Genomic DNA, 26,686 nt, shown 5'->3' on the forward strand with positions numbered 1-26,686 from the left:
TGACCATTAAAAAACTATAAAAATCAACACATGAAACAGTTTACAATCATACTATTGGCACTATGCTTTGTCATAAATATGGGGATGGCCCAGAGCGATGGCGAACGTAGGGCCGTTGCCGAGCTGCAAAAAGAATTGAAGATTGTTGAGGATCAAGAAAAAAAAGCGCTGAGAGCACAAATTGATAATATCAACAGCCTGCTGAACAATGGCGTTATTTCCCAAGAGGAGGCCAAGAAACTCAAGCTCAAGGCAGCGATGGCCAGTACACGTAAAATTGAACAGCGACAGGCCTCACTGCGCGAAAGTATTTTCTTTTTGGAAGAAAAGTTGAAAACGCCCCCCCGAAAAGATGAGGTGGAAATTTTCTTGGATGTGGACAATTACAGCAAAGAAACCGAGGGTATCATGATACAATCGCCCAGAACACGCGCCCAGTTATTTGAAAAGCCTGAACCAAAACCTATGCCGCAAAAAACAATTCCGGTTCAGCGTGGTGAGATTAAGGCCCCCACCACTTTGGATGTGGTTTTCGCCCTGGGCCTCAACAATACGGTAAGTGAAGGCATCACCTGGCAGGCCATCGAAGATGAGGAGAATTATGAATTCTACAGCTCTCGTTTTTGGGAAGTCGGACTTGCATTGAAAACCCCGCTATGGAAAAAAAATGGGTTCCGGTTAAAATACGGCATATCATACCAACTCAATGAACTGGAACCGAACGGGAATCGCTTCTTTGGTGTGGCCGATGGGCGATCTGAGCTACAACAGTTTCCCAGAGCCTTGTCAGAATCACGCTTTTTGGTGCACAATCTGGTGCTGCCCGTCCACCTTGAGTTTGGTCCCACGAAACTGAAGACCAGACCCGATGGAACGACATACTATTCCGCCAGCAATCAATTTAAGATTGGCGTTGGGGGGTATATCGGATACAATTTAGATGCTGAACAGCAACTTGAATATCCCATTTTGTTCCGAAGGAGGATTTTTAACAAACTTGAACGGATCGATGTGCCAAATATCAACCAGCAAATTTTCGGGTTGAGCGGCTATGTTGGTTTTGGGGCATTTTCCATTTATGGAAAGTATGACCTGAACACCATTTTTGAGGATGACGACCTGAACAACGAGCAGTTTGTTTCAGTGGGCGTTCGTATCGATCTCTGAATGAGGAAGGCATCCAGCAATGAAAAAAGAAATGTTTAAAATTAATTTTAAGTCTATACCATGAAAACTATAGTTACCCTATTGGGAGTTTTGTTCTTCACAGTAACATTTTCCCAGCAAAATTCCGCAAAAAATGATATTATTATGACCAATGACGGTCAGTTGTTACAAGTAAAGGTTGTGAAAGTGACCGAAGAAGCCATCAGTTTCAACTATCCGGGCGAGAGCGTTGTCAATGAAATCCGGCCTGCAAAAATCAATAAAATTGTCTTTGCCAGCGGGCGAACCCAGAATTTTGGAGGAGGTGATACCACGCCCCAAAAATCATCGAACAATGCCACGGTTTCTGAAGAACTGCTGCCCGAACAAGAATTCATTCCCGAAGCGCCCAACTACGAAGAGGGGCTTTTGGCCGTTGTGCCCATAGATTTTCAACGAAACGGTGCGTATGATAAGAACTTGGCAAGTGCTGCAACAAAGTACATCATCGGCTTGATGGCCAACAAGGCATCTTCGCAAGGCATTCAGGTACAACAGATGGGTACTGCAATTGAAAAACTCATCGACTCAGATTTCAATTATAGCAAACTCAAGAAGGCCACTCCTGAACAACTGCGCGGGGCACTTGGTGCCGAATATTTGATGTACGTGACCATAAGCGAGAACGAAAAAGATGCGGCGGCCACTACGACGGACTTCGTTTCAGAAACATCACAGAACGGCACCCAGGTAGAGCGTAATGTGAATATCAGGCTTTACGGGGCAGTCAGTGAAGTGGAATCTTTTGAGGTGGATTTTTCTGAGAACGTGTTTGTGAGCAATACCACTGATGGGTCGAGCTTGCTCGCCAATGGCAAGTGGAAATCTTCATTGCGTTATCTTACAGAGCAACTATATGCGTCAAGGGCATTGGTGGACTAGTGCCGGTTTGGTCTCACTTTCTTGATGGGGTGTTTGTGGGTGGTCTATCGAATGCCATGGCGCAGTTGCTTATTTTTTGGATCAAACCTTTCAGATGGATTTGCGTGGTAAACGGATTCATCAACGAAGTACGCAGGTATAGCCTGTCACTTAGTTTAGTTTGAACAATATAAAATTCGCCATCATTCAACAGTTCTTGCCGAATTTTTGAATTCAACGAATTCAATTCTTGGTCGCTTCGACTTTTATTGACATATCGAAAGCACAGAATGTTTGACATTGGTTGTACGGCCAATTCAATATGATTGTTGGTCTTTAGCAAATCGGCAAAATCTTGTGCCAAGTCGTATTGGCGGGTCACAAATTCATCAAAAAGCCTTTCACCGTAATATTTCAGAAGGATGAACCAATGCAGGCTCATCATGGTCTTGGTGCATTCAAAGGTCTTTTTACCGCTTTGGTACCATTGGTCTTCCTCGGTATCATTGAGCAGATAGTCTGCCTTTTGGCTGAATGTATGCTGTGCATGCCATCTGTTCTTAAAGAGTAGGGCAGTGGTGATAATGGGCATCAGCATCATTTTATGCCCATCGATGACTACGGAATCCGCTTCTTTGACGCCCTTGAGGAGGTGTTTGTATTTGTCGGAATAGACCGCCGCTCCGCCATGGGCCCCATCCACATGAAACCAGATTTTCTTTTTCCTCGCGAATTGCCCGATGGCTTCCAGATTGTCATAGGCCCCCGTTGCGGTGGAAGGTGCAGAGCCCACAATGGCAAAGATTTCAATGCCTTCGGATGTTGCTTTTTCATAACAAGCATCCAATTGGGAAACATCCATAGCGAAATTTTCTGCAGCTGGTATTTTGATAATTCCCTTTTCGCCCAACCCCATGATTTTCGCGGCACGGTCAATACAATAATGGGCTTCTTCACTGACCATGACCCCCAATGGTTTTGAGTGACCCTTGTTCCAAACGTCATGTTCGACAATGGCTTTTCGGGCGGAAAGCAATGCCGTAAGGTTGGCCAACGTACCCCCAGAGGTCAAAAATCCTCCAGAAGTTGAATCATATCCGATTTTCTTGCAGATGCTGTCCGTGACGATACGCTCAATGGCCGATGGCGCCATGCCCATTTCGTAAACGGCCATACCATTGTTCAAAAAAGAACTTACCATGCCGGTCAGGGCGGTAATCGGTGCAGGGGCTGCCACTTGGTGCCCCACATATTTAGGATGGTGGGTATGCGTGGTACGGTGTAGAACTTCTTTGAAAAAATCTTCTTTGTTGCCATTTTTTAAAAAATCAACCCAATAGCCAAGCTCATTTTCAGGAGTGTTCCATTCAATGGTTTTTTGATTTTTTCCGGTGGTGGTGTTCTTCAGATGGGTAGAAAGTTCTTCTGCCAATGATTTGGCCAAGCTTTCAAAGGCATCAGCGGAATACAGTTCTTGAAAGATATGATCACCCATTGGGTAAAAATACGCTGTAGTGCATTCTGCACAAAACAAAAAACCGTCCTGACAGTATCGTCGGGACGGTTCTCACCAGAGGTGATTATTTGAATTAGTCGAAGGTATAACCATTGTCAGCCGCAACCTTATCGGCAATTTGTGTGCGCAGTGCCACTACGTTGGGCTGGTTGGTATATTTTGTAAAGCGCTTGAGGCCCATGAGCATCATTTTTTGCTCGTCACCTTCCGCAAAAGAAACAATGGCCTCTTTGCCCTTTTGATTGACAATGTCCACCGCGCGGTACAAATAGTATTTTGCCATGGCTATTTGAGCGGCTTGCGCATCCTCGCCAAAACGTTTGGCGTTTTTCTCTGTTCTTAAAATAGCGGATTCTGCCAAGTAAACTTGAATCAAGATGTCCGCTGCGGCCATCAACAGTTGTTGGTGTCGCTCAAGGGTATCCCCAAATTTTTGCACGGCACTGCCCGCAACCATCAAAAAGACTTTTTTCAACCGTTTGACCAAATCTTTTTCCTCGGCAAACAATTCTGAAAAATCAGGGGTCTCAAAGGATGGAATGCCCATCAATTCTTCACCCACCGCCGTTGCTGGCCCCAATAGATCTACATGGCCCTTCATGGCCTTTTTGACCAACATGCCCACGGCCAACATACGGTTGATTTCATTGGTGCCTTCGTAAATTCTAGAAATACGGGCATCGCGCCAAGCGGATTCCATGGGCGTATCTGCACTGAAGCCCATGCCACCAAAAATCTGGATGCCCTCGTCGGTGGTGTGCTGCACGTGTTCAGAAACGGCCACTTTTAAAATGGAACATTCGATGGCATATTCTTCAACACCTTTGAGCTCGGCTTCTTGATGTGAATTACCTTCTGCTTCACGAATGGCGATTCTATCTTCAATATTTTTTGCTGCACGATAACAGGCCGCCTCATCTACATAGGCATTGGTCGCCATATCGGCCAGTTTCGCCTTGATGGCCCCAAAATTTATAATCGGTGTTTTAAACTGGATGCGCTCATTGGCATATTTGGCGGCTTCATTGATTACACGGCGTTGCGCCTCCAAACAGGCAGCGGCCAACTTGATTCGGCCCACATTCAAGGCGTTCATGGCGATTTTAAAGCCATTGCCCCTTTCAGAGAGCATATTTTCCACAGGCACTTTCGTGTTATTGAAGAATACTTGTCGGGTAGAGGAGGAGTGGATGCCCAGTTTTTTCTCTTCCGGATTCATCGAGATGCCATTGTCAGGGTTATTTTCGACAATAAAACCGGTAATATTTTTGTCATTTTCGATTCGGGCAAAAACAATGAACAGGTTGCAGAATCCTGCATTGGAAATCCACATTTTTTGTCCGGTGATGCTGTAATATTTTCCATCCTCAGAAAGTACGGCCTTGGTCTTTCCTGAGTTGGCATCAGAGCCAGCACCGGGCTCGGTGAGGCAATACGCTCCAAACCATTCACCGGAAGCCAATTTGGGCACATACTTTTGTTTCTGCTCTTCAGTGCCGTACAACGTAATCGGCATGGTACCAATACCGGTGTGTGCCCCAAAAGCAGTACTGAATGAACCTGTGGCACCGGAGATATAATCACAGACCAACATCGTGGATACAAAGCCCATGCCCATACCCTCATATTTTTCGGGTACGGCAATGCTCAACAGGCCAAGTTCACCTGCTTCACGCATACATTCTTCGGTGTAAGCGTAATCTTTTTGCTCAAAGCGTTCCCAATGGGCCCAAAGTTTACGGTCGACAAATTCTTTAGTGCTTTCGCGCATCATACGCTGTTCCTCATTCAAATCCTCAAGGGTAAAGACGTCCTCACAATCGGTTTCCTTGACCAAGAATTGGCCTCCCCGCAGTATTTCTTTGTTCATAGTTTCGGTGCTCATAACAATATTCTTTCGATGGTTAATTCAAAAATTCAAAAATCCCGGCGGCTCCCTGTCCTGTTCCCACGCACATGGTGACCAAGCCGTGTTTGCCCTGCATGTTTCTTTTGCGCATTTCGTCAAACAGTTGCACCGATAACTTTGCCCCGGTGCAGCCCAATGGATGCCCCAATGCTATGGCGCCACCATTGACATTGACAATGTCTTTGTTCAAGCCCAATTCGCGAATTACCGCCAACGATTGGGATGCAAAGGCCTCGTTCAGTTCTATCAACTCAAGGTCATTTTGTTTCAGATCGGTTTGTTTCAATGCTTTCGGCACTGCCGCAATCGGACCAATGCCCATAATCCGTGGTTCTACCCCTGCAGCTGCGTAGCTGACCAATCGAGCCACAGGCTCTAGATTCAGTTCTTTGACCATGGCCTCACTCATGACCATAACAAACGCTGCCCCATCACTTGTCTGTGATGAATTACCTGCGGTCACGCTGCCGTTGGCAGCAAATACGGGCCGCAGTTTTGCCAACGCTTCCAACGAAGTATCTTTTCGCGGACCTTCATCTTTGGTCACTGTATATGTTTTAGTGGATTTTTTTCCGTTGTCATCTACAAAGGTCTGCTCCACTTCGATGGGGACTATCTGATCTTGAAAACGATCTTCAGCCTGCGCCTTCAACGCCTTTTGATGGGAATTGAAGGCAAATTCGTCTTGGTCTTCGCGCGACACCTTGTATTCTTGTGCCACGGCCTCAGCGGTGTTTCCCATGCCCCAGTAATAATCCTCGTGTCCGGATTTGACCAAATCATAGTTCAGCTCCGTTTTGAATCCGGTCATGGGCACTGAGCTCATACTCTCAACGCCACCTGCGATGATGCAATCTGCCATTCCCGTTTGAATCTTTGCCGTGGCGATACCGATGGTTTCCAATCCAGAGGAACAAAAACGGTTGACCGTGACACCTGGTACATCCACAATATCCAATCCCATCAACGAAATCAAACGGGCCATGTTCAACCCTTGTGATCCTTCGGGCATGGCATTGCCTACGATCACGTCATCAATTCTTTTTTTGTCAAAATCGGGTAACTGGCCCACTAAGTGCTCAATGGTTTCAGCCGCCATTTCATCTGCCCGCTTGAATCGAAATGTCCCTTTGGGCGCCTTGCCGACGGCTGTTCTATATCCTTTGACTATGTATGCGTCTCTCATTGTTCTAGATATTAGATTTTAGACGTGAGACATTAGATGAATGTCTTCTCACTTTGAAAACTTTTTGATTAATGAATAATTAATTTTTTGGACTTCTATAAGGCGGTCAATAATTGGATTGACTTGATTTTCTTTCACCAGTTCTAATCTATGTGAGAGGAAGAGTTGTGTCAATAATTCATTGAAGGAGCCACTTGCGATACCCAGAAAATTTTTAAACTCTCCATCTGTATTTCTCCCTGCTCCCTCGGCGATATTTGAAGGAACTGAAACGGTACTTCTTCTCATTTGACTCGTGAGACCATATTTTTCTTCTTTTGGGAAGTTGGCGGAAAGTCTGTAGACATCTTCCGTGACATCCATGGCTTTTTGCCAAATGATAAGCTCTTGTAAATTATGCATAATCTAATATCTTAAATCTCATGTCTCACATCTCTGCGAAACTCAGTTTCGCAATGGTTTCCCTGTCTTGAGCATGTGCTGAATGCGCTCCAATGTTTTTCTTTCGGTACAGAGCGATAAGAATGCCTCGCGTTCCAAATCCAATAGATACTGTTCTGAGACATAATTGGGTTCCGATAAATCACCGCCTGCCATCACATAGGCGAGCTTGTTCGCAATCTTTTTATCGTGTTCGCTGATGTAATTGCTGGCCTCCATTGAATCCGTTCCCACCAAGAACATGCCCAGAGCTTGTTTGCCCAATACTTTGACATCTTTACGCTTAGGTGGTTTTGTATACCCAGATTCAGCCATCAATTTTGCATGGGCCTTCGCTGTCGCTATCTGTCTGTCTTTGTTGACCACCACAACATCTTTTCCTTTTTGGAGGATGCCCAAGTCATAGGCTTCATAAGCTGATGTGGACACTTTTGCCATGCCGATGGTCAAGAAGTACTCTTGCAGTACATTTAGTTCAACATCCCCTTTGCGGAAGGAGTCAGATGCTCTAAGTGCAAATTCTTTGGAACCGCCGCCGCCCGGAATCACGCCAACCCCAAACTCGACCAAACCAATGTAGGTTTCGGCAGCAGCCACAACTTTATCAGCGTGCAGCGACAATTCACAGCCACCACCCAAGCACATGCCGTGCGGAGCGGAAATTGTCGGGATGGATGAGTACCGCATGCGCATCATGGTATCTTGAAACATTTTGACCGCCATGTTCAACTCGTCATATTCCTGTTCCACGGCCATCATAAAGATCATACCGATATTGGCACCTACGGAGAAGTTGGCGGCTTGGTTGCCAACGACCAATCCTTGAAAATCTTTTTCTGCCATGTCGATGGCCTTGTTCAAGCCTGCCAGAACATCACCGCCAATGGTGTTCATCTTCGATTGGAACTCAACATTGAGTATACCATCGCCCAAATCTTCAACAACAACCCCTGAGTTTTTGAACACCTCGTTGGATTTTCGGATGTTGTCTAAAATGATAAAGGCATCCTGACCGGGCACTTTGACCATTTCTTTTTTGGGAATGTCGTAGAAATAAGTGGCCCCATCTTTTACGGTGTAGAAGGAATCGATTCCCGCAGCTTGCATTTCGCCCACCCATGGGGCTGCCTTTTGCCTTTCAGCCTTAATGAACTCCAAGCCTTTTTCCAATCCAACGGCATCCCAAATCTGAAAGGGCCCATGCTCCCAACCGAATCCCGCTTTCATGGCGTCATCGATTTTATAAAGTTCATCGGTGATTTCGGGGATACGATGCGAAACGTAGGCGAACAATTGCCCAAGAGTCTTTCGATAGAACTCGCCCGCTTTGTCCTTTCCACCAACGAGCACTTCAAAACGGTCAACAACTTTGTCGATGGTTTTGGTCAACTCCAGTGTGGCGAACTTGGCGCTCTTTTTCGAGCGATAATCCATCGAATCCAAATCCAACGTCAGGATTTCGCTCTTGTCTTTAGCGCCCTTAACTTTTTTGTAAAAACCATGTCCAGTTTTGCTTCCGAGCCACTTATTCTCCATCATGGTATCGATGAAATCGGGCAACTTGAACAGTTCATGGCGCTCATCATCGGGGCAGTTTTCATAAATGCCATTGGCGACATGCACGAGCGTGTCCAATCCGACAACATCAACCGTTCTAAAGGTTGCCGATTTAGGCCGACCAATTACGGGTCCGGTCAATTTATCAACTTCTTCAACGGTCATGCCCATGTCTTTTACTGTATGAAAGAGGCTCATGATGCTGAAAATACCGATACGGTTTCCGATAAAAGCGGGAGTGTCTTTGGCGACCACTGAAGTTTTTCCAAGAAATTTCTCTCCGTAACCGTTCAAGAACTCTAAAACATCTTCTGAAGTCTTGGGTCCAGGAATGATTTCAAACAACTTTAGATAGCGCGCGGGATTAAAGAAATGTGTGCCGCAGAAGTGTTTTTGAAAATCATCACTTCTTCCCTCACTCATAAATTTTATGGGAATGCCTGATGTATTTGAAGTGATCAATGTACCGGGCGTACGGTGTTTCTCTAAATTCTCAAAAACCTGTTTTTTGATGTCCAACCGTTCAACAACAACTTCGATGATCCAATCGACGTTTTTCACTTTAGAAATATCATCTTCTAAATTACCTGTGGTGATACGGTCGGCAAATTTTTGATGGTATATTGGAGATGGCTTTGATTTCAGTGCCGTGGCCAGTGAATCATTCACCAAGCGGTTTCGAACGACCTTGTCTTCTAGGGTCAGCCCCTTTGCCTTTTCTTTTTCGGTTAGTTCACGGGGAACGATGTCCAATAATAATACCTCAACCCCGATATTGGCAAAATGGCAGGCTATGCCACTGCCCATGATTCCAGAGCCTATGACGGCAACTTTATTGATATGCCTTTTCATGTGTTTGGGTTAATTCGTTGTTGTTTTTGTATAGATTTTTTTATCGAGAATCAGTTTGTTGATGGTTTCGACGGTATTGAAAAAACCTTTCAAGTCTGAATCATTGACATGCTGTTTTACCACTTCGTTGAAACGCAACACCACTTCTTTTGACTCTTTTCGCTTTTCAAGGCCCAATGCGGTTAGATATATCAACACGCCACGGCCGTCTTTAGGGTTGGGTCTACGCTCAATATACCCACGCTCTTCAATACTTTTCAAAATACGTGACAAGCTTGTAGCTTCCATGCCCATGCGGGGACCAAGGGCAGTACTTGGGGTGCCTTTTTTTGCATCAATGCTCAAAAGGGTGAACCCAAGTGCCATGGTCAAATCATAATTTTTTGCCTCCTCATTGTACATTTTGATGACGGCTTGCCAAGTGGCCCTCAGCGCCCAGTCAATGGTCAATTCCTTCATGGGTTGATTTTCAAACCCAAATATAGCAAAATTTATTATGCATGCATAATAAATTTGATGAAATCAAGACGTGATTATAGAAGAGTGGGGGAGTGCTATTTCAAGCAATTCCTATTTTCCCTTTTCTTGATTTCGCTACCCATTTTTGAAGCAAAAAGTGATGAGAAAACTGTTATGGGGCCCCAGTACAATTGGTACAAGGTAAATCAACCAAGAATCTTTGCCATGAGAGGTTTGATATAGTGAAATGCCAATCACGATACCCATTATAAAAAGCGCAACAATTGCAAATATGAATACTATTCTTTGATACGTTTTGAGTTGTTCAATAGTATACTTTTCAAATCCTATAGCAATAACAGAATAGATTGCTTAGCTTTTACTTCGACTGCGCTCAGTATGACAGCACGCAATCAACGCCCATAAATATTATTGTACAGGGTGCTATACTTTTCTTTTACAATTTTTCTACGAAGTTTCAATGTAGGGGTGAGGTGGCCATCATCAATACTCCAGATATCTGGTGTCAAACGGAATTGTTTTACCTTTTCCCACTTCGCGAAATCCTCATTGGCCAAATCCACTTCTTCCTGAATACGGGCAATGACTTTTTCATTTTGGGTGATATCAGAATTTTCAGGGATGGTTACGTTATGCCGTTTGACCCATTTTTCCAAAAATTCAAAATTGGGCTGTATAAGGGCAGCGGGCATTTTTTCACCTTCACCGACCACCATAATCTGTTCAATGAATCTAGACTGTTTCATTCTGTTTTCAATCAACTGTGGCGCCACATATTTTCCGCCTGAGGTCTTAAACATCTCTTTTTTACGGTCGGTAATTTGTAAAAAACCATCTGAATCGATTTCACCGATATCCCCAGTGTGGAAATAATCATTCCTAATGACTTCAGCTGTTTTTTCGGGGTCTTTGTAATACCCTAACATCACATTGGGGCCCTTGCATAAGATTTCACCGTCATCGGCAATTTTGACCTCAACGCCATCCATGATCTTTCCTACCTTGCCAATTTTCCATCCTTTATTGGCTATTTCACTGACAGAAACTCCGGGAGAGGTTTCCGTCAATCCATAACATTCCATAATGGGCATATCCGCAGCGCCAAAAATATGGCCCAACCTGGGCTGTAGTGCCGCACTGCCCGAAGCCATGAATTGTAAGTTTCCGCCAAGGCCCTCTTTCCATTTGCTGAAAATCAGTTTTCGTGCCAAGCCCAATTGTTTTTCATACCACCAGCCATTCTTACCATAAGGTTCAAATTTGAATCCGAGTTCGACCGCCCAGAAAAACAATTTCTTTTTGATGCCTGTCAGCACTGCACCCTTTGCTATTATGGCGTCATAGACTTTTTCGACCAATCTGGGTACGACTGTCATGAAAGCTGGCTTCACCTCTTTTACATTGTCACTTATTTTATCCAAACCTTCGGCAAAATGGACTTCAAGACATAGGTATTGGGCGACGTATGAAAAAGTGCGTTCGAAAATATGGCAGAGGGGAAGAAAACTCAATACTCTTGCACCATGCTTTAAAGGCATTCTTTTTTGTGCCGAAAGTACATTGGAAACAATATTATTGTGCGAGAGCATGACTCCCTTAGGCCTACCAGTGGTACCTGAGGTATAGATCAAAGTGGCCAAATCTTCAGGTTTTACGGCAGCCTTACGGGCTTCTACCTCTTCCTGATTTGCAGTATCTTTCCCTTTTTCGATGACTTCCTTCCAACTTTTACAATTATCAAGCTCATCAAAAGAGAAGACGTCTTCCAGTTTTTTTAAGTTGGAACTGATGGAAAGTACTTTCTCCAAAACCTCTCCGCAGGAAATAAAGCAATATTTAGCCTCAGAATGGTTCAAAACGTACTCGTAATCTTCTTCAGAAATGGTTGGGTAGATGGGCACATTTTGCGCCCCTACCTGTAAAATACCAATATCAGCGATACACCATTCTGTTCTATTGGTGGTCGAGATTAGAGCAATTTTATCATTCGGCTTTACACCCAATCGTAATAAACCTCGGCTGAACGCATTGGCTTTATCAATATATTCTTGCGTTGATGTTGCCGTCCACTTTCCATCGTATTTGGTGACCAAAGATTTTTCAAGTGGAAATTGTTGTAGCTGATGATAAGGAAAATCAAAAAGTCGAGTTACTGTATGCATTGTTAGTTTCGAATAGGTAACTGCAAAATAGGAAATTTAGTTGGATGTTGGGTAAGGGATGACGGTTGACGGATGATGAATAACAGAAGTCAGTAGCATGTATTTGGTTTTGGAATTTGGTACTTGTGATTTGAAATTTCAATGAAGGTGCAATTTCATCCCCTCATGGGATGCCTTGAACCCTAAATTTTCGTAAAAACGAAGCGCATCGGGCCGTTGTTTGTCGGTGGTCAGTTGCACGACATGACTCCCTTTTTCTTTGGCCCTTTGAATGGCCCACTCAAAGAGAAGTTTGCCAATACCCTTACCACGAAAGTCTTCATGAACCCGGACTGCCTCAATCTGCGCTCGAATGCCCCCTTGATAGGTCAGATATTGGATAAAGCTCAATTGTAGCGTACCAATCACTTGGCGGTCATTGCTTTCGATTACCATTAATTCTTGATTGGGATTATTGTCAATGTTTTCAAAAGCGTCTATGTATTGCTGCGGAAGCGGTGTTTGAAAATCCTCACGCTTTTGGCCCAAAGGATCATTGGCCAACATGGCCACTATAAATGGAACATCTTTTTTTTTGGCTTTTCTGATTTTCATTTCTTCCATTAACCATTAACCATTAACCATTAACCATTAACCATTAACCTTCTTAACCCACTCCCTCGCACTGATAAACGCCTGCAACCAAGGGGAAACCTTGTCATCTTGTCTATCCTTTGGATAGTGCGCCCAGTTCCACGGGAAGATACTGCGCTCAATATGCGGCATGGTCACCAGATGACGACCCGTTTTATCACAGAGCATGGCGACGTTATAATCGCTCCCATTGGGATTGGCTGGATATTCCGTATAGCCGTACTTGGCCACAATATCATAATTGTCTTCGGATAGCGGCAAACTAAACTTGCCCTCCCCATGTGAGATCCATACCCCCAAGGTGCTTCCTTCCAAATTGGAAAGCATCACGGAGTTGTTTTTCTCGATTCTTACTGAAGTGAAATTGCTCTCGTGTTTGCCCGAGTCGTTATAGGTCATCTTGCCATGTTGGCCACCGTGTTCGGGATTGATCAAATCCAGTTCCATAAACAATTGGCAACCGTTGCAGATACCCACTGAGAGCGTATCAGGCCGTGCAAAGAAATCCATGATGGACTTATTGGCTTTTTCGTTGTACTTGATGGCCCCGGCCCAACCTTTGGCAGAACCCAAAACATCAGAGTTGGAGAATCCGCCTACGGCACCCAAAAACTGTATGTCCTTTAAATCCTCACGACCAGAGATAAGGTCGGTCATGTGTACATCCTTCACATCAAATCCGGCCAGGTACATCGCATTGGCCATTTCACGCTCAGAATTACTGCCCTTTTCACGGAGGATGGCGGCTTTGGGGGCCCCATCCCGACCTTCCCCCAAAGGGAAGGAGTTGCTTACGGGAGCAACTTTGGGAAAAATATAACGAAGCGGTTGTGACTTGTAATTCTTATATCGAGTTTTTGCCAAGCCATTGCTGGTCTGCTTGTCATCAAGCAGATAGGACGTTTTATACCAGGTATCCCGAAGTGAAGCGATATTTAAGCCCATCTCAACGCCTTGGTTTTTTAGTTGCAGAATACCTTTACTTGTAGGTTTTCCAATCTTGATGGCCTTAATGCCCTGCGAGGTCAAACGTTCCCCGACCCGGGCATCCCCTTGAAAAACAATACCGATGTTCTCTGAAAACAACAATTTGATGGTATCGGCTTCGCCCAAAGCACTCAAATCGAGTTCGGCCCCTAAGTCGCTATCGGCAAAGCACAATTCCAACAAAGTGGTAATCAATCCGCCTGAACCGATATCATGGCCCGCTTTGATGTTGCCCGCCTTGATTTCTTGTTGCAGCGCATCGAAGGCTTTTTTAAAATAGGCGGCATCGGTTACCGAAGGCGCTACGGACCCAACGGAATTCAAAGTTTGATTGAACGAAGAACCGCCCAATTTGTATTCATCTGCACTTAGGTTGAGGTAGTACATATCGCCACCATCCTTTTGCAATACAGGTTCGACCACTTTTGTCAAATCAGAACAATGGCCTGCGGCCGAGATAATGACCGTACCGGGTGCAATGACCTCTTGGTCTTTGTACTTCTGTTTCATGCTCAGGGAATCTTTCCCCGTGGGGATGTTGATTCCGAGTTGAATGGAAAAGTCTGAACAGGCTTCCACCGCTTCGTACAATCGGGCATCTTCGCCGGCATTATTGCAGGGCCACATCCAGTTCGCTGAGAGGGAAACGGATTTCAAGCCCTCTTCCAACGGTGCCCAAATAATGTTCGTCAGGGCCTCGGCAATGCTGTTTCGGCTTCCTGCCACGGGGTCGATAAGTCCCGAAATGGGGGAGTGGCCGATACTGGTCGCCAATCCTTCCTTCCCCTTAAAATCCAATGCCATGACAGCGCAATTGTTCAGGGGCAGTTGCAACGGTCCGGCACATTGTTGTTTGGCCACGCGACCACCTACGCAGCGGTCGACCTTGTTCGTCAACCAGTCTTTACAGGCCACGGCCTCTAGCTGCAGCATTTGTTCCAAATAATCGTGAAAATGTTCCAAACTGTATGGGGCATCCTTGAATTGGGCATCAACCTTGGTATCTTCCATGATGGTTTTGGGGCTGCTGCCGAACAGGGCACCGAGTTCCAAATCCATGGGGTTTTGATTATCATCCTTTGATTCAAAACAAAAACGGTGGTCGCCAGTGACCTCGCCAACCTCGTACATGGGCGAACGCTCGCGTTCTGAAATACGCTGCAACAGTCCCATGTGTTCATCATCCATCACCAAGCCCATACGTTCTTGGCTTTCGTTGCCAATAAGTTCTTTCGCGGAAAGGGTTGGGTCGCCGATGGGGAGTTTGTCGAGATGGATTTTACCCCCTGTCTCCTCGACGAGTTCAGAAAAACAGTTTAAATGCCCGCCCGCACCATGGTCGTGGATGGAGACAATCGGATTCTCCTCGCTTTCCACAAGTCCACGGATGGTGTTCGCAGCCCGTTTCTGCATTTCGGGATTGCTGCGTTGTACGGCATTCAATTCAATGGCCGCCTCAAACTCACCCGTATCGGCACTACTGACGGCTGCACCACCCATACCGATACGATAATTGTCGCCCCCGAGCAACACAATTTTATCGCCTGTTTCTGGAGTGTCTTTTAGGGCATAATCCCTTTTGCCGTAACCGATTCCCCCAGCCAGCATGATGACCTTGTCGTAGCCATAATTGCGAGAAGCTTGCTTCGAAGCAATCCCTTGATTTTCATCACCGAATCCACCCGCAGGAGTTTGCTTCACTTTGTTCGCAAGGTGTTCAAATGTGAGTACTGACCCCGCAATCAAAGGTTGGCCAAATTTGTTGCCAAAGTCAGAAGCTCCATTGGAAGCTTTGATAAGAATGTCCATCGGGGTTTGGTAGAGCCATTCCCGCTCAGGGAAAGCCTTTTCCCACTCGCGGTTTTCTTCCAATCGGGAGTAGGAAGTCATGTACACCGCCGTACCTGCCAATGGTAGACTGCCCTTGCCGCCCGCCAGTCGGTCACGGATTTCCCCGCCCGAGCCTGTGGCCGCACCGTTGAAGGGCTCCACTGTCGTAGGGAAGTTGTGCGTTTCGGCTTTAAGCGATAAAATGGACTCAAATTCCTGTTCTTCGTAAAACGTTGGTTGGTCGGCTTTTTGCGGCGCAAACTGAACTACTTTTGGCCCTTTCACAAAGGCCACATTGTCTTTGTAGGCCGAAACAATACCATTCGGATTCGCCTCTGACGTTTTTTTGATAAGCTTGAAGAGCGAGGTGGGCATTTCCTTACCGTTGACGACAAAGGTGCCGTTAAAGATTTTATGGCGGCAGTGCTCAGAGTTCACTTGGCTAAACCCAAACACTTCAGAGTCGGTCAATTTTCGACCCAGATTTTGGGAAAGTTCCTCTAAATAGACAACTTCATCATCGTTCAAGGCCAACCCTTCTTTTTGGTTGTAGGCCGCGATGTCATCTATTTCTTGAATCGGTTCTGGACTAACCCTGATGGTGAAAATATCTTGGTCAAGGCCCTTATATTTTTGGGAGAGCATCGGGTCGTAACCGGCATAATCCTCTCCGACAGCATGATACTCCTCAATTCTAATGATGCCTATAATGCCCATGTTCTGGGTAATCTCGGTGGCGTTGGTGCTCCAAGGGGTGACCATGGCGGCACGGGGACCAACAAAAAAGGCGTCAAGAGACGCCGCGTTGATTTTCGGTTGACCTCCAAAAAGCCAAACCAGTTTTTTTGTGTCTTCTGGGGTCAGGTCGTGTTGGGTCTGCAGGGCATAGACTATGGTTGCTGCATCGCCAAAAAAGTGAATCATCGTAGCTTTTTTTGAGAAAAAGCAAATTTACGAGTTTGTCACGGATTTTTGAGTAGGGGAAAGGGGAGTTGTTAACCAGTGATGTTAAAAAGAAAGGTTTCCCTCCTTTCTAGAGGGGGGTTACGAAAATACGCTAACATACTAAAAGACAATTTTTTAAGTTATTATCCTACACCCCAAACCCCAGATTATGAATTTTAGAATCAAACTCCTCACTCTTCTAATGGCAATTGGTATGATTATCAATAGTAATGCCCAAGAAAAAGAAACTACCCGATGTGCTGATTATTACAAAGGCACTTACACTCTAAAAAAAGGAAAGGTTAGAGAAGGTTACATTTTTATCAATGATTGCAAACCGCATCTTTTTCAGCAAAGTTTACGGGTAATCGATAAAAAGGCGTATGCCAAGTACAAAAAGGGGAAAAGAATAAAAAAGAAGGCCATTGAAAAGTTTAAGGTCAAGGAAATTAAGGCTTTTGCACTGGAAAATGGGCGCAAATTCCGTCAGGTCAAATATGTGAACCTTGCCTCGACCACCAAAATTGGCATGTTGCCAAAACGGTTTTTACTTGAAGTGGCTGCAGATGGCGATATCACTGTTTTTAAGAAATTTTACCGCACAGACAATGGTATTATTGATGGGCCTGTTATGGATTCGAAATTGGTGGGTGGCCCTGAACATACTGATTTTATGAAGAGTAATTTTCAGGTTTTGATACAAAAGGATAAGTCAAAGAACCCAAAGAACATCAGGTCAGTGAACATCAAGAACTATTTTGGTGACAACGACGAGATATTGCAGAAGTATCAAGACGGTCATTATGAATTCAGAAATCAATTGCAACGCAATGCATCTTTTGGTTTCAACTGTGATATACCCTTCTTGAATGCCTTGCTAGAATTGACAAACGATTATAATAACGGCATTAATACCGAATTGTCAAACACCACTTTTGAGAACTAGAAAATTTTGAACCAATAGTAAAGCCCGGTGTTTCCGGGCTTTTTTATGGTCTTTTCGCGGCCTTATTTTGTTTAGAGTTCAATCTTGCACAAACACCATGCAGTGCTGCCAAGGCAGGTTATCCATATTTTCTTTGAGTTGAAAGCCGTTCGCTTCGAGTTCTTTGACAGCTTGTGCTTCGGTCATCTTGTGCAATTTTTTGATGGGCACCGACGGGTCTTCGCCCCTATACTCAATCAAGAAGAGTTCTCCATCCTTTTTTAATGCTTTTTGTATGGAAGCCAATATCTCAACAGGATGGCTCATCTCATGGTACACATCCACAATCAATACCTTATCCAAAGCATTTTTAGGTAGATTAATGGTTTTTTCACCTCCCTTTATAATTTCTACATTGTTCGCACCATAGGTTTTTTTTCGCCTTTTTAGCGCTTCCAACATTTCGTCTTGAATATCGACAGCATAGATGGTGCCCTCGGTTGCCCTATTGGCCATTTTAAAGACGTGGTAACCCGAACCCGCCCCGATATCGGCAATCGCATCGTCGGGTTGAATGTTCATGTTTTTCAGTAGCAACGTGGTGTTTTCTTCTGCCTCACGGCTATCGCGTTCTAACCATGACATACCCTGATAACCCATGACATGGGCAATTTCACGGCCCATGTACCATTTTCCGATACCGTTGTAATCACCTTCTTTATAGGTGTAAACGTCTTTTTGCGATAGCATCGGCCCACTCACAAAAAGCATCAAAAACACTAAAAGAAGACTACGGCTGTTCATTATCCCAACTTGGTTTTTAAGTAGGCAAAGGCATCTTCAATCTCTTCAAAAATATCTTCTTCGGGCACGAGGTCGGGTATCGCATCTATAGAGCGCAATCGGTCCAACGGCCCTGGCTGTACCCCGACCAAAAGCACTTCGACATTGCGGGTACGCAGGTCATGAATGGCATCTTCCAGTGCATAGAGTGCCGATTGGTCGATGATGGGTACTTTCCCCATCCGAATGATGAGTGCTTCCACTTCTGGAGAAAGACTTTTGATGCTGTCTTTGAAGGTACTGGTAAATCCGAAGAAAAAAGGTCCGTAGAGGTGCTTGATGACGACCTTGTCTTTGTAGGCTTCATAAAACTCCAATTCGTCTTGCCATGGCTTATCAACTTCCATTTCTGATACCGAACCCAAGTTCATCCCCTTTTCACCCAAATCACTGGCCTTTTTCATAAACAAAAGGGAGGACAGTGCCATGCCCAAGCCAACGGCATAAATGAGACTTCCAAAGGTAGTGACTAGCAATACGATGATGAGTACAAAGGTGTCGGCCTTGGGTACGGAACGTAGATGTTTCAATCCCCTGAAATCAATGATTTTAAAACCTATGGGAATTAAGATTCCTGCAAGTACCGCCAATGGAATGTGTGCGGCAAGCGTACCCAGCCCCAATAGAACGGCCAACAGAAAAAGACCGTGGAGCGTACCTGAAAGTCTGGTTCTACCGCCGGCATTGATGTTCACGACCGTACCTTTTGTGGCACCCGCACCGGGAATTCCGCCAATGAAGGCAGCAACCATATTGCCAATGCCCTGACCGATGAGTTCGCGATTGCTGTTATGTTTTGTTTTGGTCATGTTATCTGCAATGACCGAAGTCAAAAGTGAATCGATACTGCCCAATACGGCCAGCACGAGACCATATTCCAAGATGAGACCAATCGCACTGGCATCGATGGAGAGCATGGTGCCAATCTCGAGTGCCGGAAGACCCGAGGGAATATCTCCTATGACAGGCACATCCCATTTTAAGAAATAGGCCACAACAGAAGTAACCACCAAAGCGACCAAGGCACTGGGCACGGCCTTTGTAATTTTGGGAAACAAAAAGTAGATAGCCACAGTCAGGGCACCAAGTGCCATAGCGTAGAGATTGGCTTCCTCAAAAAGGCGCGGTAAATCTTGTAAGACCGCAACGGTGGATTTTGGTGATGACAGGCCCGCAAAAGGAAAAATTTGCAGGATGATGATGATGAGGCCCACACCACTCATAAAGCCCGATACGACGGGGTAGGGAAAATATTTGACATAGCCTGCAATATTCAATAGGCCGAAAATTATTTGAATAAGACCTCCCACCAAAAAAGTCACCAGAATGATGCCCATGGCATTTTCAAGACTACCCATTGCCTCTATTGCGGCAGCAACGAGTGCGGCTGAAACCACGGTCATGGGTCCGGTTGGTCCGCTTGCTTGGGTCTGGGTGCCCCCGAAAAGGGCCGCAAAGATACCGATACCGATGGCGCCATACAGTCCCGCAGCTGCGCCCATACCCGATTGTACGCCGAATGCAAGAGCTAGTGGCAGCGCAACAACACCGGCTACCAAACCACCGGTCAAATCGCCTTTGAAATTTTTGAAATCGTAGAATTTGTTCATCCTGTCAACTGTTTTAAATGAGTTCTATAAAATAATGCATCTTATGCTAAAGAAACAAAAAGGACGCATCAAAATAGTGACGCGAAAAATAAAAAAGGGCAGCATAAACTTTCTGCCCTTTTCCTTTCAATTATTTTGGGGTATCAAACCCGTATTTGACCATCACCAAATACATAGTATTTATTGGTGACTAATTGCTTGAGTCCCAAGGGTCCTCGGTGGTGCAATTTGTCGGTACTGATGGCCAGTTCTGCTCCCACGCCCATTTGTCCGCCATCGGTAAAACGCGTGGAAGCATTTTGGTATACAGCAGCGCAATCCACCTGTTCCATAAAAATCTTGGCCACTTCGTCGTTTTCGGTCATAATGGTTGCCGAATGCCCGCCTGAGTGCATATTGATTTTCTCAACAGCTTCTCCCAGGCTTTCAACGGCGCCAATCACACACTTCATCGCCAAAAATTCTTCTTCCCACACGGTATCTTCCTCAATTTGGTCTTGCCCAGTGAGTACTTTTTTCACCCTTTCATCCACCAAAACCGAAACACCGTTGCCCAACAACAACTGTTTTAACTGCTGTAATTTGTCATCATAATTTTCAATTCGCGCATCAACAAGAACCTTGTCGAGCGCATTGCAGGCCGATATTTTATGGGTCTTGGCATTGAGGATGACCTCTAGGCTCTTTTCCCAATCGGCTTCTTGGTGCACATATAGAAAATTGTTGCCGCGACCACTCACAAGAACCGCACATTTGGCATGTTCTTTCACAAAATTGATGAGCCGCTCACCACCACGGGGTACGATAAGGTCCAACGGTTGATTGGGATTTTTCAAAAAGGCCTGTGTCTGTTCACGGTTCATCTCCAAAAATTGGATGTAATCCTTGCTAAGTCCATTTGCTTTAAGGCATTGATGCCAGAAATTTACCAGTGCCTTGTTGCCGTGGTAGGCCTCTTTGCCACCCTTCAACAAAATTTTATTATTGGCCTTAAAGGCAAGCACGGCAGCTTCGACCGTTACATCGGGCCGGGACTCGTAAATGATCATGATGGTGCCAAAAGGGGCTGTTTTGTTGATAATTTCCAATCCGTTATCAAGATTTCGTTTTGAAATTTCTTGATTGACGGGGTCTTCCTTTAGACGTACTTCCTTAACGGCCTGTATCATTTGGTCTATTTTGTCATGGTCGACCACCAAACGGTCATAAAGGGCTTGATCGTCTCGGTCAAAGGCATCCAAATCCTTCTTGTTGGCTTCCAAAAGGGCCGTACGGTTTTTGTCCAACAGCAGCTCCATATCTGCAAGCACTTTGTTTTTCTTATCTGTATTCAATAGTTGCATTCTTCTTTTTTTAATTTATAGGGCCACTTCGGTGCCCACTTTTTTTCCGTCCACGATATCGAGGATGACATTTTCTTTTTTTCCGTTCACGATGTACGAGGGAATATCCGCTGCCGCCGCCATCTGTGCATAGCCCAATTTTGAACCCATGCCGCCACGGCCCTCGCCTTCATTTTTATCGTCATTTTCGATGTATTTGTCAAGGTTTTCCTTGGGTTCCACTTTTTTAATGACTTGGGATTCTTTCTTTTCAGGATGCCCGTCATAGAGTCCGTCAATATCCGTCAGCAGAATAAATTTATCCGCTTTCATCAACTGTGCGATCAATGTCGCCAGTTCATCGTTGTCGGAAAACATAGACATGGTCACCGATACGGCATCGTCTTCATTGGCAATGGGAATGACCCCTTCTGAGAGCAATCCTTCGATGCAATTGATCATATTGTCGCGGTGTACCCCCGGATTGAAATCCCGTTTTGTGGGAAGCACCTGCGCACACTTCATTCCGTAATCCCTAAAAATATTGTAGTAGAGGCGCATCATTCGAGGCTGCCCAATGGCAGAATATACCTGCCTGCGCTGTGTCTTGTTCTCAATCTTTGCCTTGCCCAATACCTCTTTGCCCGCAATGACCGAACCTGAAGAGACCAAAATGGTCATGATATCACGTTCGTACAAAGCAGCTATCTGCTGTACCAAATTGTTCAGAACGGGCCGTACGATTCGGTTGTCTTTATTGGTCATCACATTGGTGCCCACCTTGATGACGACTAGTTCTTTGTACATAATCTCTCTAATATTCTTCGCCGAGTTCAACGGCGCGGTTAAATGCTGCAAAGGCAGCCTCTTTTATCAATTCGTTCACTTTATTGTCGTGCATGGAATCGAGCGCGGCTCTTGTGGTTCCTCCTTTCGATGCGACACGTTCCATCCATGAATCTGGTGACAGTGTCGATTTGTTGAAGAGCTCAACCGCACCTGTGAAGGTCTGGCTGACCAATACTTTCGATACATTTTCAGAAAAGCCCATCTGCAGGGCGGCATCCATCATACTTTTCATAAAATAAAATACATAGGCAGGCCCACTGCCCGATATGCCTGTGGAAGCATCAATGAATTTTTCGTTCTGCACGCGCAGTGATTTTCCAGTGGTGTTGAGCAAATCTTCAACCAAAAAAAGTTCCAATCGCGAGACCTCAGGCGATGACACATAACTGGTCAGGCCCATACCGACCTTGGCCGGTAAATTGGGCATGGCGCGTACAATTTTATCGATTCCAAGGGCTTTTTGCATGTAGTTGATGGTCACACCCGCCATAATGGAAATGATCAATTGCTCATTGTTCACCAACGGTTTGATGCGTTCAAAAAGTTCTTCAGCATGATAGGGTTTTACTGCTATCATGATCATTTCGGCTTTGGGTACGCAGTCTTCGAGCCTGTCGAAAGTGTCGAAGAAAGTCATTTTATCGACCTCTTCCAGCTTTTTCTGGCTTTTGTCCAAGACCATGATATTGCGTTTTTTTAGCAACTTTGATTTTGTCATGCCCTCGGCATACGTAAGGCCCATGTTACCGGCACCGATTACCAATACTCTCATTGATTTTTATTTATGGTGTTTGTTTTTATATGAACAGGTTCGACTCATTGCATTTGGTCAGATCACCATGGAATTTTCTGGTTCGTTCGTGCAGTGTTCGCAGTGGAACCCCCAATAGGCATTTTTGATTCTTGTAGTGTGAGTAACGATTTCTCCCATTTTTTGGTGATAATTGTTCTTTTGTTCTGTTTTTCTTTTTATGCTAAATATTTTCATGTGCTGATAAGGCGTATTTTAAATGTTTGTCAGTGGCAATACATCAATCGTCTCGCTGTTCGTTTAGGTATTGCTGTTTATATTTTGCTTTTTCAAGTTCTTTGCGTTTAGTAACGGAGTTTTTTTCAAAATACTGGTTGTCTTTGATCTTATCCATCACCTGTGTGCGCTTTCGCTTTCTTTTGTATCGCTTAAGGGCACGTTCTATTTTTTCGTCTGGTTTCACCTGTATTTTCAACATTTTTTCTTTTTTAGTTTTGTAATCTCATTTCAACATATTCGGCATAAAAGCCAAGCGATTTAAACAAAGCCATGGCCTTGTCCATCGGTTTGCTGTGTAGTGCGATGGTGCCTTTGCAGTATGCAAGGGCATAGCGCATCAATTTCTTGCCCACCCCTTGGTTGCGGTGTGACCTGTGCACGGCTATGAACACCAAATGGTTTTCGGTAATGTAATCGCCCATGCCAGTCTTGTTGATTATGACCGCCCCGATTAATTCATCGTTTTTCTCGGCAACAAATACATAGCCACCCAGCCCTGGTATTTCTTTGGTTGAGTATTGGATGGCCCTAAGAACGGATTTCCTGGATGCGGCATACCCGTCCAGGTGGTCGTACAGAAAATCCGTCAAGCGCATGGCTTCCATGGTCGACAGTCGTGTGAAAGCGTCGTATGTTTTTAGAATCATTCCTTTTAAAGGGAATTTTTTTGAAGGTGGGATGGTTACGGATGTGCGATTCCACATCCTAATAAATCAGAATTTTTGGGGTTGAAATCAAGCGGTCGGTGGAATGTACTTGCCCGACTGGTTGCGAAAGATGGCATAGAAGAAGCTATACACCCGAAAATTGCGTTTTTTGTGGATTTTTCCCTTCATTTTTGCAAAAGTAACGAACCATAAACTGCTGAACGAATCACAGCAGACTTTATAATTATTATAACATTTTGGCTATTAATGTCTTGTAAGGGCAGGTTATTAGTTTTTCTCTAGCAACGCCATGTAAAATCCGTCAAAACCGTGTTCCGACGCATAGATATTTTGTTCTTTGACCAATTTGAAGTCTTGGCCCGCTTCGGAGGATAAAAAGTGTTGCACCTGTTCGCTGTTCTCTTCGGGAAGGATGGAGCAGGTCGCATACACCAATTTACCGCCAGGTTTCACCATTTTGGAATAATCCCTGAGGATGTCGCGTTGTACGCCTTTGATGCGCTCTATAAATTCGGGCTGAAGCTTCCATTTGCTATCAGGATTGCGCCGCAGTACCCCAAGCCCGGAACATGGCGCATCTAACAAGACTCGGTCGGCTTTGCCATGCAGTTTTTTGATGGCTTTTGCGGATTCAATGATGCGGGTTTCCATGTTGTGCACCCCATTACGCCGTGCACGGATTTTCAGTTTTTTGAGCTTGCTTTCGTAGATGTCCATCGCAATCAATTGCCCTTTGTTTTGCATCAACGAAGCCAAATGCAGTGTTTTTCCGCCTGCCCCGGCACAGGCATCGACGACCCGTTGCCCGGGTTCGACCTCTAAAAATGGAGCCACCAGTTGTGAGGAGGCATCCTGCACTTCAAAAAGTCCGTTTTTAAAGGCTTCGGTAACGAATACGTTTTTACGTTCGATCAGTTTCAGCGCACCAGGGTAGCTCGAAAGTGCAACTGCATCGATGTCTTCTTCGGCCAGTTTTTTTCTGAGTTCCGCTTTACTGGTTTTTAGCGTATTCATCCGTAAGACCACTTCGGCTTGCCGGTTCAGGGCGGCAATTTCTTTGGTCCAAAGTTTGTCACCCAAGGCTTTTTCCCCGATTTCATCCATCCAATCGGGAATGGATTCCCGAAACTTCCTGATTTTTGAAAGTTCATCAAACCGCCCTTTGATGCGACGGGTGGGAGTATCTTCCAATTGTTTCCAATCGGGTAGGGCAATCCCCTTCAGGGTGGCCCAGACCGCAAACAGCCGGAACAGATTTTGTCTAGAGTAGGGCTCGTTCACCTCGGCAATCTCGGCATAGAGTCTTTTCCAACGGACGATATCATAGGTGGTCTCGGCAATGAAGCCCCGGTCACGGGCACCCCAGCGTTTGTCGTACCGAAGCACTTTTTCAATCACCTTGTCGGCATACTCCCCGTCATTGAAAATCATATTGAGGGCATCGATAACGGCAAAAACGAGGTTTCTGTGAAGGCGCATACTGAAAATTGAGGGTGCAAAGGTAGTACGTTTTTATTGTCCCCTTGAGGGGACAGCCTAAATCTTTGATTTTGGCAGGGGTGTTCTTTTGTTTTGATACTTTTTCCATTGATGAAGAATGTATTCCTCTCACCCAAACAGTTGGGTTCGTCGGATACAGTCAAAATCTAGACTGATTTTTTTCTAGAAGTAAAAAATAGGGCATTAAAGACAAGATTTTTCTTTGTTACAAGGGAATGTTCGGGTTATTATCTTTGAAAAAATCCTTTAAATGAAAAAAATCGTTGCTATACTGATATTCGCTACGCTGATTTTCAGCTGTACTGAAAAAGAGTCTTCTCACAAATACACCTCCGTAGCAATTCAAACGGTTTTTGAAGACTCGGTCAGCATTCGGGCCATTGCGTTTCTGGATGCAAATACCTTGGCCCTCGCGGGCAGCAATGGTGTCTATGGCACCGTTGCCGTGAATTCGGGCACGGTGCGCACCAGCCAAATGAAATACCATACTTCCATCCCTGAATTTCGTGCCGTGTCCCATACGGCAACAGACTTTTTTATGCTTTCTGCAGGAAATCCAGCGTTGCTCTATAAAACTGGGGACAATGGCCGAATGGATTTGGTCTACAAAGAGGAAGGTGAGGGGGTATTCTATGACAGCATGAAATTTTGGAACGATAGGGAAGGAATTGCCGTTGGGGATACTATGGATGGATGTCTATCCGTTATTATTACTCGCAACGGTGGACAATCTTGGAAGAAACTTTCTTGTGATAAATTGCCTGTTGCCAAAGCTGGGGAAGGTGCTTTTGCAGCCAGCAACACCAATATTGAAATCGTAGGTGACCACATCTGGATTGCTACTACCGAAAGCCGTATTTTTTATTCCCCTGACATGGGAAATACATGGCAGGTTTATGAAGCCCCAATTGTAAACAAACAGCCCACCCAGGGCATTTATTCCATCGATTTTTACGATTCTGAACTTGGAATTGCTTTTGGTGGGGATTATACCAAACCCGAAGACCCACGAAACAACAAGGCAATTACAAGCGATGGAGGCCAAACATGGAAGATACTCGCGGATGGTAACCGACCTGGCTATAAAAGCTGTGTACAGTTTATTCCCAATTCCGGTGGGGAGGATATCGTCGCAGTCGGATTTACGGGAATTTCTTATAGTTCGGATATGGGTGATTCTTGGAAGGAATTGAGCGAAGAAGGGTTTTACACTTTACGATTTTTAAATGATTCCGTAGCCTATGCTGCGGGCAAAAATCGGATTTCGAGGTTGACATTCCGAACGGAGTGAAAGAATCTGTCTTTTTTGGAACTGCTTTTGCAATACCCACCCCGTTTCAGTCTGCCTTAGGCAGACGGAACACCCCTCCAAAG

General features: G+C 45.0%; 21 protein-coding genes. 4 read left to right on the forward strand and 17 right to left on the reverse strand.

Going from position 1 to position 26,686, the window contains the following annotated elements:
* The first annotated feature begins 30 nt into the window (after positions 1 to 30).
* Together AAAH86_RS02695 and AAAH86_RS02700 are read left to right on the forward strand one after the other, a co-directional pair.
* Positions 31 to 1,167, forward strand: coding sequence for a hypothetical protein (locus tag AAAH86_RS02695; protein ID WP_343485958.1), 1,137 nt, complete (start codon positions 31 to 33; stop codon positions 1,165 to 1,167).
* A gap of 60 nt (positions 1,168 to 1,227) precedes the next feature.
* Positions 1,228 to 2,088, forward strand: a complete 861-nt coding sequence (locus AAAH86_RS02700) for a hypothetical protein (RefSeq protein WP_343485959.1) — start codon at positions 1,228 to 1,230, stop codon at positions 2,086 to 2,088.
* Between the two features lie 13 nt (positions 2,089 to 2,101).
* Here the strand turns inward: AAAH86_RS02700 and AAAH86_RS02705 are convergent, their stop codons facing one another.
* The 9 genes from AAAH86_RS02705 to purL form a co-directional block, all read right to left on the reverse strand.
* Positions 2,102 to 3,562 (reverse strand): aminotransferase class I/II-fold pyridoxal phosphate-dependent enzyme, encoded by a 1,461-nt coding sequence (locus AAAH86_RS02705; RefSeq protein WP_343485960.1) that lies wholly within the window; start codon positions 3,560 to 3,562, stop codon positions 2,102 to 2,104.
* A 94-nt stretch (positions 3,563 to 3,656) separates the two neighbouring features.
* Complete coding sequence (locus AAAH86_RS02710) at positions 3,657 to 5,468, reverse strand: acyl-CoA dehydrogenase family protein (RefSeq protein ID WP_343485961.1); 1,812 nt, start codon at positions 5,466 to 5,468, stop codon at positions 3,657 to 3,659.
* Positions 5,469 to 5,487: 19 nt separating this feature from the next.
* Positions 5,488 to 6,678 carry an acetyl-CoA C-acyltransferase gene (locus AAAH86_RS02715; RefSeq protein WP_343485962.1) on the reverse strand — a complete coding sequence of 397 codons (1,191 nt, stop codon included), beginning with the start codon at positions 6,676 to 6,678 and terminating at the stop codon, positions 5,488 to 5,490.
* A 48-nt stretch (positions 6,679 to 6,726) separates the two neighbouring features.
* The gene (locus AAAH86_RS02720; protein WP_343485963.1) at positions 6,727 to 7,080 is read right to left on the reverse strand and encodes a four helix bundle protein; all 354 of its coding nucleotides are present in this window, start codon (positions 7,078 to 7,080) and stop codon (positions 6,727 to 6,729) included.
* Positions 7,081 to 7,122: 42 nt separating this feature from the next.
* Positions 7,123 to 9,528: a 3-hydroxyacyl-CoA dehydrogenase/enoyl-CoA hydratase family protein gene (locus AAAH86_RS02725; protein WP_343485964.1), complete on the reverse strand. Its 2,406-nt coding sequence runs from the start codon at positions 9,526 to 9,528 to the stop codon at positions 7,123 to 7,125.
* Between the two features lie 9 nt (positions 9,529 to 9,537).
* The gene (locus AAAH86_RS02730) at positions 9,538 to 9,987 is read right to left on the reverse strand and encodes a MarR family transcriptional regulator (protein ID WP_343485965.1); all 450 of its coding nucleotides are present in this window, start codon (positions 9,985 to 9,987) and stop codon (positions 9,538 to 9,540) included.
* A gap of 413 nt (positions 9,988 to 10,400) precedes the next feature.
* Entirely contained in the window at positions 10,401 to 12,170 is a 1,770-nt protein-coding gene (locus AAAH86_RS02735) for a long-chain fatty acid--CoA ligase (protein ID WP_343485966.1), read from the reverse strand.
* Positions 12,171 to 12,308: 138 nt separating this feature from the next.
* Positions 12,309 to 12,764, reverse strand: coding sequence for a GNAT family N-acetyltransferase (locus tag AAAH86_RS02740; protein WP_343485967.1), 456 nt, complete (start codon positions 12,762 to 12,764; stop codon positions 12,309 to 12,311).
* A gap of 36 nt (positions 12,765 to 12,800) precedes the next feature.
* Positions 12,801 to 16,544 (reverse strand): phosphoribosylformylglycinamidine synthase, encoded by a 3,744-nt coding sequence (purL, locus tag AAAH86_RS02745; RefSeq protein WP_343485968.1) that lies wholly within the window; start codon positions 16,542 to 16,544, stop codon positions 12,801 to 12,803.
* Between the two features lie 190 nt (positions 16,545 to 16,734).
* Here purL and AAAH86_RS02750 point away from each other — a divergent pair, with 190 nt between their 5' ends.
* Positions 16,735 to 17,511, forward strand: a complete 777-nt coding sequence (locus AAAH86_RS02750) for a hypothetical protein (protein WP_343485969.1) — start codon at positions 16,735 to 16,737, stop codon at positions 17,509 to 17,511.
* A 78-nt stretch (positions 17,512 to 17,589) separates the two neighbouring features.
* On the opposite strand, the gene AAAH86_RS02755 is transcribed toward AAAH86_RS02750, so the two are convergent.
* The 8 genes from AAAH86_RS02755 to AAAH86_RS02790 all read right to left on the reverse strand — a co-directional run bounded on the left by AAAH86_RS02755 (position 17,590) and on the right by AAAH86_RS02790 (position 25,291).
* The gene (locus AAAH86_RS02755) at positions 17,590 to 18,294 is read right to left on the reverse strand and encodes a class I SAM-dependent methyltransferase (protein WP_343485970.1); all 705 of its coding nucleotides are present in this window, start codon (positions 18,292 to 18,294) and stop codon (positions 17,590 to 17,592) included.
* A complete protein-coding gene (locus AAAH86_RS02760) occupies positions 18,294 to 19,943 on the reverse strand; it encodes a SulP family inorganic anion transporter (RefSeq protein WP_343485971.1) in 1,650 nt (549 codons plus the stop codon). The genes AAAH86_RS02755 and AAAH86_RS02760 overlap by 1 nt, the downstream gene beginning before the upstream one ends.
* Before the next feature lie 143 nt (positions 19,944 to 20,086).
* Positions 20,087 to 21,286, reverse strand: coding sequence for a glutamate-5-semialdehyde dehydrogenase (locus AAAH86_RS02765; RefSeq protein WP_343485972.1), 1,200 nt, complete (start codon positions 21,284 to 21,286; stop codon positions 20,087 to 20,089).
* Positions 21,287 to 21,301: 15 nt separating this feature from the next.
* Positions 21,302 to 22,072, reverse strand: a complete 771-nt coding sequence (gene proB, locus AAAH86_RS02770; RefSeq protein ID WP_343485973.1) for a glutamate 5-kinase — start codon at positions 22,070 to 22,072, stop codon at positions 21,302 to 21,304.
* A gap of 7 nt (positions 22,073 to 22,079) precedes the next feature.
* Entirely contained in the window at positions 22,080 to 22,886 is an 807-nt protein-coding gene (gene proC, locus AAAH86_RS02775; RefSeq protein WP_343485974.1) for a pyrroline-5-carboxylate reductase, read from the reverse strand.
* A gap of 259 nt (positions 22,887 to 23,145) precedes the next feature.
* The gene (gene rpsU, locus AAAH86_RS02780) at positions 23,146 to 23,343 is read right to left on the reverse strand and encodes a 30S ribosomal protein S21 (protein ID WP_343485975.1); all 198 of its coding nucleotides are present in this window, start codon (positions 23,341 to 23,343) and stop codon (positions 23,146 to 23,148) included.
* Positions 23,344 to 23,353: 10 nt separating this feature from the next.
* A complete protein-coding gene (locus AAAH86_RS02785) occupies positions 23,354 to 23,791 on the reverse strand; it encodes a GNAT family N-acetyltransferase (RefSeq protein ID WP_343485976.1) in 438 nt (145 codons plus the stop codon).
* Positions 23,792 to 24,079: 288 nt separating this feature from the next.
* A complete protein-coding gene (locus AAAH86_RS02790) occupies positions 24,080 to 25,291 on the reverse strand; it encodes an RsmB/NOP family class I SAM-dependent RNA methyltransferase (RefSeq protein WP_343485977.1) in 1,212 nt (403 codons plus the stop codon).
* 271 nt (positions 25,292 to 25,562) lie between these two features.
* Between AAAH86_RS02790 and AAAH86_RS02795 the strand changes: the two genes are divergently transcribed.
* Positions 25,563 to 26,603: an oxidoreductase gene (locus tag AAAH86_RS02795; protein WP_343485978.1), complete on the forward strand. Its 1,041-nt coding sequence runs from the start codon at positions 25,563 to 25,565 to the stop codon at positions 26,601 to 26,603.
* Positions 26,604 to 26,686: the final 83 nt, after the last annotated feature.

Source organism: Allomuricauda sp. d1, from assembly GCF_039592695.1.
Lineage (GTDB): Bacteria > Bacteroidota > Bacteroidia > Flavobacteriales > Flavobacteriaceae > Flagellimonas_A.